Genomic DNA, 11,044 nt, shown 5'->3' on the forward strand with positions numbered 1-11,044 from the left:
TATTATGTCTACAATAATTTTATCATCAATTTTAAGTAAAGCGGGCAGTATTTTTGGGCCAATTGGCCAGATTGCTGGATCAGAACTCGGTGCTCTGCTTGGTGCACAGCTTGATAATGTAATATTTGGTCTTGATGCCGAGCAAAAGATAACGCATGGGGCGAGGCTGAAAAATCTGCAAGTTCAAACCTCAACTTATGGCAAAGCAATTCCAATTATCTATGGCACTGCTCGCATTGCTGGAAACATTATTTGGTCACAGCCAATAAAAGAGGAGGCGATAACCACTCAAAATAAAACAGGAAGAGGTATAAATATTACATATAACTACTATGCAACACTCGCAATTGCAATTTGCAAGGGGAAAGTAGAAAAATTAAATAGAATCTGGGCGGATATAAAATCGCTTAGTTTTGATGAAATAGATTATACTTTTTACCACGGCAGAGAAGACCAAAACCCTGATCCGTTTATGTTATCAATCGAAGGTGAGAAGAATGTACCAGCTTATAGAGGAATATCTTACATAGTCATCAAAAATTTCCCTTTGGCAGACTATAGTAATCGTGTTCCGGTGTTTACATTTGAAGTGCAAACTGCACTGAAGCTCAGTGGATTCTCAGTAGCAGAAAACATTAAAAATATCAATATCATACCAGGTTCAGGGGAGTTTGTGTATGATACGAAAATACAGAAGAAAATTGCACGAGAAAAAATAAGCAGTAGTCAATATATTCCCTATGGACCGGTACAAAGAGTAAATCACAATAATCACACAAAAAAGAGCGATGCTATGCTTTCTTTGGACCAATTGAAGGAAAGTTTACCAAATGTTGAATGGGCATCGGTAGTGGTTAATTGGTTTGCAAGCAGTTTGAATATCAAAGATTGTAAAATATATCCTGCAGTTGAATTTCAAGACGATTCTGCTATAGTGCCTGATGATTGGCAAGTGGGAAATATAACCAGGGATAATGCCCAGCTCATTTCAAAAGATAATCATGGAAATCCAAGATATGGTGGTACAGTTAGCGATGCAGCACTAATAAGATATATAGAAGAGCTGCATAGCAGAGGTTATAAGGTGATGCTCTATCTAATGCTCTTGCTTGACACAAAAAACAAAGAGTGGCGAGGAAAATTGAGCGGTACTCCTCAGGATATAAGTGATTTTTTTGAGAATCAGTATAGCAAATTCATAGAGCATTACACGAGCATTGCCAAACAAACTAAAGTGGAAGGGTTTATTATTGGTTCTGAGTTTGCTCAGCTTACCAGAGTAAAAGATGTAGAGGGTAACTATCCTGCAGTAGCAGAGCTAGTTAAAGTTGCAAAGCAAGTAAAGCTTCAGCTTGGAAAAGAAGTAAACGTAACTTACGCTGCCGATTGGAGTGAGTATCATTCATATGATGGTTGGTATAATATGGATGAACTATGGTCTTCACAGTTCATCGATGTTATTGGCATAGATGCTTACTTTCCACTCACCGATGGCCCAGAACCTCCTTTTGGCTATTCCGCGAAAGATGTAACGGGTGGTTGGAGCAGTGGGGTAGGGTATGATTATTTTTACGATTACTCAAAAAGTGATCCTGAGAAAATAAAGTATAATGACAGCGAATATGCGTGGAAAAATATCGAGAAATGGTGGAGTGAAGTTCATGTAAATCCAGGTGGTAGTAAAACAAAATGGCAACCAAAAATGAAGAAAATATGGTTTACCGAATATGGATTTCCCAGTATGAACGGCTGCACTAATGAGCCCAATGTGTTTGTTGATAAAGGTAGTATAGAGAGTAAATATCCACGATACTCAAACGGAGAGGTGAGCTTTCTTTCGCAGAAAACTGCAATCGAAGGAACATTAAAAAAGTGGCAAAGCTCAGAAATGGTGGAGAAAATGTTCCTCTGGGCGTGGGATGCAAGGCCATTTCCTTATTTCCCCAATTTATGTGACATGTGGGCTGACTGCCATAACTGGCAGACCGGGCACTGGATTCAGGGAAAAATTTCACAACTTAATGTTTCCGATGTTTTGTCTGATCTGTTGCAAAAGGTAGGTCTCAAAGGCGATCAGTTTGATACAAGTGATGTTAAAGGATTACTATCTGGGTATGTAATAAATGATCAGCAACCCGTACGCTCAATTATTAAAATGCTGCGAAGGTGCTATTTTTTTGATGTGGTTGAACAGAACTCAAAACTGAAATTTATTCAAAAGGGCAGGGGAGTGAAAACTGAAATACCAATTGGCGAGATGGTTACCAATAACGTTGCAAAACTTGTTAATATTAGTCAGCTAGATTTAAATAGTAAAGTCAATGTTGTCTATTTTAACCGCAATTTTGGCTATCCAATTGATGTGAAATATGCTGAACTGCCAAAGCAGGGCAATGCTGCAACAGTTGAAATACCTCTCATTATGGAGGAAGGGGAGGCGCAAAATATAGCTGAAGTTTTACTTTATTCTTCGTGGCAAGAGAGAAATGTATACAACTTTAAGCTCCCGATAAAATATGCATGGCTTTTACCAAGTGATGTCATAGCAATTTCAGATGGCGAGAAAAGACATACGATGAGAATTATAAAAACAAAGTTTGAAAGCATGTCCATTCAAGTAATGGGAGTTGGTTATGATCCCTCTATATACAAGCTCTCCTTTCCTTCAACAAGATCACTTATGCTTAAAGAATACCCTCCTTCTCGCGTCAGTAAATCTATCGTGGAAATGATAGATTTACCGCATATTAAAGGTAATATCGCAAGCTTTACTTTAATTGGTGAAGAAGAGAATTGGAAAGGAGCAACGCTCTTTATTTCGTATGATGATAAAGATTATAAGCCTATCGCAAGTGCAAACACACAATCTACTTACGGATATGTTATGGAATCTAGCAATGAGGAAATTGTAGTAGTATTACGCTTTGGCAAGCTGGATGCAACTGCATCAGCACTCGTTGGCAAAGAGATAATAAAATTCCAAAATGCTGAGCTTATAGGTAAAAACAAATATAAGCTTAGTGACCTAATTAGAGAACAAGAGGGTACTAAGAAATATGAACACACCTCAGGTGAAAAATTTATTCTACTTGATGATTCAATAATTTCTTTTGAAGTGCAAAAAGGGAGAAAGTTTTATCTTAAGGCAGTCACTTACGGTGATTCATTAGATAATACGGAAACAAAAATTGTAAACTGAGAGAGCGTAAGTGAAATCTTAATGTCTACTTGCATTTTATTAAAAAATCTACTATATTATAAACATAGCAATATAGTAAGGTAAAATAATGATCGGTAATATAAAAAAATTATCAAATGAAGCGCCAATAATACTAACATGGGTGCCAAGAGTACATGGTGCATCTTTACCAGATGGTAAAAATAGTACCCTGAATTATTTAGAAATAATTAAAAATCATAAATTAAAAAACAAAGAGGAGAGAGACATATATCTGGTTATAAATGGTCCTGGATTTGAAGAAAATCAAATAGATAATTTAAAGCGTGAACTGAAAGAAATTAAAGGAGTGCATGTTGTAGACTTACACCAATATGACTGGAGTGAGATAGATGAAGGATGGAAAATAGATGGTAAAGATATTAGCATAAAGGACTTCTTCAAAAATATGTATAATATGTCGGAGGAGCAAAGGATGTATTTTGCTATTGAAATAGATACTTTTAGATTAATTGCTCTTGCTCTTTCAGAAAAAATGACAGGAGAGAGAGGTGCAATATATATAGACTTTGATTCTTTAAAAGCCATTGACACTCATATAGGGAAGGATATAACAATCCCTGAGGGAATATTGTTAGGGGCTGTATTGGTAATGCCTGACCAGAATAGTGGAAGAATTATTCAAATAGCCTTAAATAATGATCTAGTTGCAATAAATGATTCAAGCGTAGCAGCTGATATTTTATCTGAGTATAAGGATAAAATATTAAGCCAAAAAGAAATGTGCAGTGATATAAAACAACGTTTACCATTGTTAATGGATGAACTATTGGATAAAGATCTTGCGAAGCTGAGAGAAAAGAAAAAAATTACAGAGGAACAAATAGAAATAATTGAGGGAAAGGTAAAAAAAACAACCAAAGAGGTAAACAGATACGTAGATGATCTTGAAAAGAGAGGAATAGTAGCGTTGTATGATACGCAATCACAAAATTTTCAATATCTTAATTCATCATATCTTGGTTGTTCTTCAACAGGTTTTAACTTAGGTCACGTACACATTCAAAAGGTAGTTACTAAAGGACTGATTGGTGAAGAAGTTAGCAGATGTAAGTTATTTACTTTTGGAGGGAACAATGGTAATTATGTTTTTAAGTAAGAGAGCGACCTATCCTGGATGAAGGGAAAAGATCTATACCATGAACGAGTAGATAACAAGCTGGAAGAAGCAAAAATAGACCAGATGGCAATGGAAAAGCTATCGCTTGCATAACAGTTATTAAAGGACTTTCTATATTAAAAATAGAAAGTTCTTTGAAGCAGAGACTGTAAACTAAAACTTATGGTAGGTAGTAAGGAAGCGAGAATTTTTGGAGAATACTTAAATTTTACTTATGCTTTGCTAGAATTTCATTATAATAATATAAGTATATCAATGTGTTGAGGTAAAAAAATTATCAAATGAAGCGCCAATAATACTAACTTGGGTGCCAAGAGTACATGGTGCATCTTTACCAGATGGTAAAAACAGTGACCTTAATTACTTAGATATAATAAAAAATCATAAATTAATAAATAAAGAAGAGAGGGATATATATTTGATTATCAACGGTCCTGGATTCAAAGAAAATCAAATAGATGATTTAAAATGTGAACTGAAAGGAATTGAAGGAGTACATGTTATAGACTTGCATCAGTATGACTGGAGCGAAATAGATCAAGGATGGAAGATAGATGGTAAAGATACTAGTATCAAAGATTTCTTTAGAGATATGTATAACATGACAGATGAACAAAGAACATACTTTGCTGTTGAAATAGATACTTTTAGATTAGTTGCTCTGGCACTCTTAAAGCAGTTTACAGGACACGAAGGTGGGATATATATAGATTTTGATTCTTTAAAAGCCATTGACTCTCATATAGGGAAGGATATAACAATTCCTGAGGGAATTTTATTAGGGCAAATTACTGCACATGTTAATCAAGAGACCGGCAAAATTATTAAAACGGATTTAAATAATGATCTGATTGCAGTAAGTTGTCCACATATAGCGATTAATATTTTATCTCAATATAAAAGCGCAATACTGAGTCAAGAAAAAATGTGCTATGAGTTAGCAGAGCGTTTATCTAATTTTGTGAAAAAAGAAAAACTACGGTTTTTTGCTATTTATAAAGGGTTGGGAGAGAAACAGCTGTTAGATGATGAAGCGAAGAAAAAAGGGAAGAGTGTTATAGAGGAATTAGATAAGATAGAGCGCAAAATAGTTGATCTAAGAAATGGTAAGATAAGAGAACTATATGATCCGCTAGTCTGTCATTATTCTAGGTATCGTGAAATAGGTTTAAATTTAGGTCAATTTTATACCGTGGAAGTAGTCCGTAATGGATTGATCGGTCAAGACGAAAGCAAACTAGGGCTATTTTTTTTCGAAAAGAACAATGGCAATTACGTTTGTACAATAAATGGTGACCTATCCTGGACGAAGGGAAAAGATCTATACCATGAACGAGTAGATAACAAGCTGGAAGGAGCAGAAGTAGACAGGGTAGCAATGCGCTTGCATAACAGTTGTTAAAGATAGAAAGTCCTTTAAAGCAAAGGTTCTAAATAATTGACAGTCAATAAAATATAATACTAGTATTAATCTATGTGATAGAGGGAATAATATGGCAAAAAAAATAGTTAATGCATTAAAATCTGAAGTGGAAAAGCTCAAGTATGCTGATTTAAAATCTGTGCCAATAAAATCAGATTGTTGGAACTCTGGTTACAACACATATATTGACCTTGGTAGATCACACAACCTTACTATTAATGAGAAAGAAGTGCCTAATGAGCTTATTGAGAAGCTATATTCAAAACATAAAGATCTCATTTTAGAAGATGAGAATGGAAGAAAGAACTATAGTCCATTTCTTAAGCAAATTTTCATAAAAATATTTGAATATGCTGGTGCAGAAGTTCCGAGTGACTCTATCATGGAAGAATTGATAACTAACTATCATCAAGAAGGGTATAATCATTTTCTGTTTCTTCATATATTAAAGGCTCTTTCTCCATTTGGCTTGCTTGTGTTAGATTCTAGCATAACAATAACTTATAGTATGGATTGCCGTGACTCCAATTGTCTAAAATTTAATTTTAGCATGGATTGTATAAAGGTGTGCAGCAGTGATCTTGTTAATGATATTAAAACACCAGGTTTTTGCAGTTCAGTAGAATTTAAACTAAAATGTAAGGGTCGAAATGTAACATATGAGGATGGTAAAGTGCTTATTAATATTCCGAAAGAGCTGAAAAATTATAAAGCAAGTGGTAGAAGTTTGTGTGACATTACTATTGAGTATTTTCAAGAATTTTTTGGAAATTTGGGATTTAAATTTGAGACAAAAGTGGAACATATTCTAGGTGAACCACTTAAAGTGTTAAAAGATGTAAATACATACCATGATAAGAACTTAAACTTGAACCAACAGTTAAGTAATTCAAGATAAGATATTGAGATTCGCATTTTTAAAGCTAGAAAACACATTCATTGAGAGAATAATTTCGCTACTGAAAGCAAAAAGGCGTTTTTACAATCTTCTATCTACTACTCCCTCATGAACAGATACGTTAATCTCATCTAACTGCTCACTAACTTCTTCATTACTTGGCAAGTGTCCTCTAAGAGATAAGTTACGTACTGCATGCTGACATCGATCCAAAGGAGTTTGTAATCGCTCAACATATACTTTTGCTAGCAACTCAGCGTCAATTAGCGCTCCATGTAACTCCCTACTCTCTAGCGATATACCAAAACGCTCACACAATGCACTTAAAGAAGCCGGTGGTCCAAATTTCTTTCTTGCAAGCGGTAATGTATCTAACACTCTGTCTGAAGAGATTAATTTGGCATTCAGTTTACCAAGTTCCATGTTCAAAAATTTAATGTCAAATCCAGCATTGTGAATTACCAAAGTATCGCTAGATATAAAATTAAGAAATTCAGATGCAATCTCTGAAAATAATGGCTTATCCTTTAGAAATTCTTCGCTGATACCGTGAACTTTAAATGCACCTTTGTCTATGCTCCTTTCTGGGTTGATGTATCGATGGAATACTTTGCCTGTTGGAATATGATTAATTAGTTCTACACACCCTATTTCGATAATTCGATGGCTATTGACATCAAGACCTGTAGTTTCAGTGTCAAGTACTATTTCACGCAGCCCATCTTGTTTGGAAAGTTCTATACTTAACCTACTACTAGGATCTGACTGACTATTGGTAGCTTGTATCGTTTTTTTTCTTTTAGCTACTAATTTTTTTGTAGCACCTTCACCATCTTTTACTCTAGAGTGTCCAGGCGCTTCGGTTATTGAGCTTTTTTTTATACTATCAAGGATAACTTCTTTATCATTTAAGAATTTTTTACCGTTACCTTCTACATAAAGTGAGGTGAGATTTTTGAGTGCTATATCTCCTCCATAGTGGTGGCGCCACACTCCAACAATGTTGTTGTTTTCTACATTTAATAAAGTAAGATTTGGGAGACGTTTGCTGCCAATCAAAAATGCAAAACCTATGTCTCCAATATTGTTATTACTTATTTCAAGTAAAGTAAGGTTTTTTAGATTGCTTTTACCTATATATCCTGCACCTTCAAAACCAAGTTTATTGTTCCTTAGAGTAAGCTAAGTAAGATGTGTAAGTTTACCTAACTCTTTTACATCTTTACTATCAATCTCTACATTTATTAAATTAAGCTCGTTAATATCTTTTTTATTCTTTAGAAAGTTTACTAGATCTCTTACATCAATCTTAGCACTTATATCTGATATTGTTAAAATTTTGTCATGTACATAGTCACTAAAGTTCACCTTACCCTATGTTAATATACTATGTAAATATTTTAGCTGGCATCTCAGTAGCTGTCAATTGCTTATATAAGATCTTAAACAGCTGGTTTAGGTGCTGTAAAATTCATACTTTTTGTGATCAGCTAAGTAAAAAGTTAAGCCCAGGGCAACACACTAAGCTTTCCTGACTTATTGTCCCAAATTTGGGACAATAAAATCGAGATGTCAATTACAGGACTTGAGCCTGTTAAAATCTTCTTCAGCGTGATATGATGAACGGGTTAATGGACTTGATGCAACTACCAAGAAGCCTTTAGAATAAGCAATATATTTATAATGCTCAAACTCTTCTGGAGTAACATATCTATCAATTTTTGCATGCTTTGGAGTTGGTTGCAGATATTGACCAATTGTAATGAAATCAACTTCGGCGCTACGTAAATCATCCATAACCTGAAAGATTTCTTCTTTTGTTTCTCCAAGACCAACCATAAGCCCTGACTTCGTGAAAAGTTTAGGATTAATCTGTTTCACCATCTTTAGCAAATATAGTGAATGAAAATAACGAGCTCTTGGTCTTATTTTTGCATACAGCCTTGGTACTGTTTCGATGTTGTGGTTATAAACATCAGGTGATGCAATAGCTATTGCTTCAAATGCTCCTTTCTTATTTAAAAAATCAGGAGTGAGAATCTCTATTGTTGTTTCCGAAGTTATCTTTCTAATTTCTTCTATACACCTTATAAACTGATTTGCACCACCATCTGGTAAATCGTCACGGTCAACAGAGGTAATGACAACGTGCTTTAAATTTAACTTTTTTATTGCTTTTGCTAAATTTTCTGGTTCATGAGGATCGAGCTTATCAGGAATGCCAGTTGCAACGTTGCAAAACGCACAAGCACGAGTACAAACAGAACCGAGAATCATCACAGTAGCATGACGTTTATTCCAACATTCACCAATATTTGGACACGCAGCTTCTTCGCATACTGTATGTAAGTTATGTAGCTTAACAGTGTTTAAGGTTTCATTGAATACTTTACCAGCTGGAGCTTTTGCTCTGAGCCATGTAGGCTTACTATGCATCTGAAACAGCTAGCTCTACCTCTTGTTTTGCTAAAACTTTCTTTAATCTTCTTTTTATCTTTTGCGCTTCTTTACTTAGTTTAATTGTTTTTGTGTTGAGCAAGAAAGCATCAAGATCACCTTTGTAATCTATAGTTCTTAAAGTTCTTGCCGCTATACGAAAGCTAAACTTTTTTTCTAATATATTACTCGTTAATGTAACCTTATGTAAATTTAAGAGAAAGGTACGCTTTGTTTTACGATTTGAGTGCGATACCTTATTACCAAAAGACTTTTTTCTATTTGTTAATTCACAAATTCTACTCACTTCAATATACCAATTTATCCTATGTAACTAGGTTAACCTTATATAGTTAAATAGTCAACTCCCTTGCTTGATTTTTATACCGTATACTGCTTTATAGCCAAAAAACACTGTAATTTTTTCTATTACAAGAGAAACCATATGCTGCATTTCTAATGCTTTACTGCCATTTGTTACTAACAGATGCAGAACACCAGAATTTACGTTTTGTGCGTATGAGATCTTTTGTGGTTTTGTACATTCTGCTAATTCCTCTCCAACTATACTTTTCCAGTTTAAAATAAGACGTATTTCATTTTTGCTGATCTTATTTTTCATGCATTTTAATGCATAGTTTTCTATTATAGATTTTAATTTCTTTGGCCCGCTATATTTAAACATCTTTCCAGTGCTTAAAATTAAATTATATTACAACTTTCTTATACAAAAAACTAACTTATTGTTTTCATAATCCTCGGCCTCACACATAAAAAGCAGTATTTGTATATCTAGCATTTGCCAGAATTTTGTGTTTCCTACCTTGTAATCATTTTTAATTTTAATTTGTTAAATTATTATGAAGCTAATTAAAATTCGAGTAAAGTATAGTATTTCCAAGAAGATTATCTTTTTACTGTATGCAGTAATTTTCTTATAGCTATCTGTTTTTTAAGATCTTTCTGCAATCCAAGCTGCTTGAATGGCCTCTAATATTTTTTCATTACAATACTTTTCATCATCATCAAACTCTTCTAAATCCAAGACTTTTCTTTTAAGTTCAGTGAATCTAATACTAATTATATCTTCATTTGGAAATTTCTCTTCTAGAGCTTCTGCAATATCTTCTATATCAAGCCATTTCATACTTTTTTAATAAATTAAACTGGTGCCCATGGGGAGACTTGAACTCCCAAGGTCGCAAAACCCACGGATTTTAAGTCCGCTGCGTCTACCGATTCCGCCACACGGGCCTTATGTTGTTTATCTAGAGTAAAATTCTACTACTAAATTGACTTCCATGTCTGCTGAATAGGGGACTTCGGAATATTGAGGCGCTCTCAAATACTTCACTGAAAGTGCTTTGCTGTCTGCCTCTAAATAATCTGGAGCCTTACGTTCTTGTTTTTGTTCAGCCTCTATTAATATAGGAATTTTTGCTGCTCTTTCCCTTATTTTTACTATATCACCAGGCTTCACTCTATAACTTGATATGTTAACCACCTTATCATTAACTGTAACATGTTTATGAGATATAAGCTGTTTTGCCGAGTAAATTGTTGGCACAAAACCAGAGTGATATAAAACAGAACTTAACCTTGATTCTAAGGCACCAATAAAATTATCAGCCGTATAACCCTTTCTTTTGTAGGCATCTAAAAATGTACGTCTAAGCTGCTTACTTGAAATTGCATAGTAGAACTTAAATTTTTTATGTGCAGCAAACTGCTTACCAAAATCAGATAACTTCTTAAATCCAAGAATACCATGCTGACCTGGAGGGTATTTTCTTTTATTGACCGAATCTTTTGCTCTACCCCATAAGTTTACACCAAGCCTGCGACTGATTCTATACTTTCTATTGATAACAGTTGTCATACAAAAATTCTCACAATCTAACTATAAATTATTAATGATTTTAACATTAA

The 11,044-nt window shown here is 34.2% G+C and carries 10 protein-coding genes, 1 tRNA gene and 1 pseudogene; 4 read left to right on the forward strand and 8 right to left on the reverse strand.

The window, feature by feature from the left end:
* Window positions 1-4: 4 nt before the first annotated feature.
* The 4 genes and pseudogenes from OOK82_RS01350 (at window position 5) to OOK82_RS01365 (ending at window position 6,679) form a co-directional block, all read left to right on the forward strand.
* The gene (locus OOK82_RS01350) at window positions 5-3,199 is read left to right on the forward strand and encodes a glycoside hydrolase/phage tail family protein (RefSeq protein WP_264686421.1); all 3,195 of its coding nucleotides are present in this window, start codon (window positions 5-7) and stop codon (window positions 3,197-3,199) included.
* An 88-nt stretch (window positions 3,200-3,287) separates the two neighbouring features.
* Window positions 3,288-4,451, forward strand: a pseudogene (locus OOK82_RS01355) (hypothetical protein).
* 214 nt (window positions 4,452-4,665) lie between these two features.
* On the forward strand, window positions 4,666-5,760 hold the full coding sequence (locus OOK82_RS01360; RefSeq protein ID WP_264704312.1) for a hypothetical protein: 1,095 nt from the start codon (window positions 4,666-4,668) through the stop codon (window positions 5,758-5,760).
* A gap of 91 nt (window positions 5,761-5,851) precedes the next feature.
* A complete protein-coding gene (locus tag OOK82_RS01365; RefSeq protein ID WP_264686417.1) occupies window positions 5,852-6,679 on the forward strand; it encodes a hypothetical protein in 828 nt (275 codons plus the stop codon).
* Window positions 6,680-6,760: 81 nt separating this feature from the next.
* Here OOK82_RS01365 and dnaQ read toward each other — a convergent pair whose 3' ends face one another.
* From dnaQ to rpsD, 8 genes are all read right to left on the reverse strand, one after another.
* Entirely contained in the window at window positions 6,761-7,420 is a 660-nt protein-coding gene (gene dnaQ / locus OOK82_RS01370) for a DNA polymerase III subunit epsilon (RefSeq protein WP_372436136.1), read from the reverse strand.
* Window positions 7,421-7,861: 441 nt separating this feature from the next.
* Complete coding sequence (locus tag OOK82_RS01375; protein ID WP_264704313.1) at window positions 7,862-8,047, reverse strand: hypothetical protein; 186 nt, start codon at window positions 8,045-8,047, stop codon at window positions 7,862-7,864.
* 204 nt (window positions 8,048-8,251) lie between these two features.
* The gene (lipA, locus tag OOK82_RS01380; RefSeq protein ID WP_264686416.1) at window positions 8,252-9,115 is read right to left on the reverse strand and encodes a lipoyl synthase; all 864 of its coding nucleotides are present in this window, start codon (window positions 9,113-9,115) and stop codon (window positions 8,252-8,254) included.
* The gene (gene rpmB, locus OOK82_RS01385) at window positions 9,108-9,422 is read right to left on the reverse strand and encodes a 50S ribosomal protein L28 (RefSeq protein WP_264704314.1); all 315 of its coding nucleotides are present in this window, start codon (window positions 9,420-9,422) and stop codon (window positions 9,108-9,110) included. Before rpmB ends, lipA begins: the two co-directional genes overlap by 8 nt.
* A gap of 54 nt (window positions 9,423-9,476) precedes the next feature.
* The gene (locus tag OOK82_RS01390; protein WP_006012687.1) at window positions 9,477-9,800 is read right to left on the reverse strand and encodes a DUF721 domain-containing protein; all 324 of its coding nucleotides are present in this window, start codon (window positions 9,798-9,800) and stop codon (window positions 9,477-9,479) included.
* Window positions 9,801-10,067: 267 nt separating this feature from the next.
* On the reverse strand, window positions 10,068-10,262 hold the full coding sequence (gene iscX / locus OOK82_RS01395; protein WP_007302643.1) for a Fe-S cluster assembly protein IscX: 195 nt from the start codon (window positions 10,260-10,262) through the stop codon (window positions 10,068-10,070).
* 20 nt (window positions 10,263-10,282) lie between these two features.
* Window positions 10,283-10,369 (reverse strand) — tRNA-Leu (locus tag OOK82_RS01400).
* 10 nt (window positions 10,370-10,379) lie between these two features.
* Window positions 10,380-10,994, reverse strand: a complete 615-nt coding sequence (rpsD, locus tag OOK82_RS01405; RefSeq protein ID WP_006012690.1) for a 30S ribosomal protein S4 — start codon at window positions 10,992-10,994, stop codon at window positions 10,380-10,382.
* Window positions 10,995-11,044 lie beyond the last annotated feature (50 nt).

It is taken from the genome of Wolbachia endosymbiont (group B) of Apotomis betuletana (assembly GCF_947250475.1).
GTDB lineage: Bacteria > Pseudomonadota > Alphaproteobacteria > Rickettsiales > Anaplasmataceae > Wolbachia.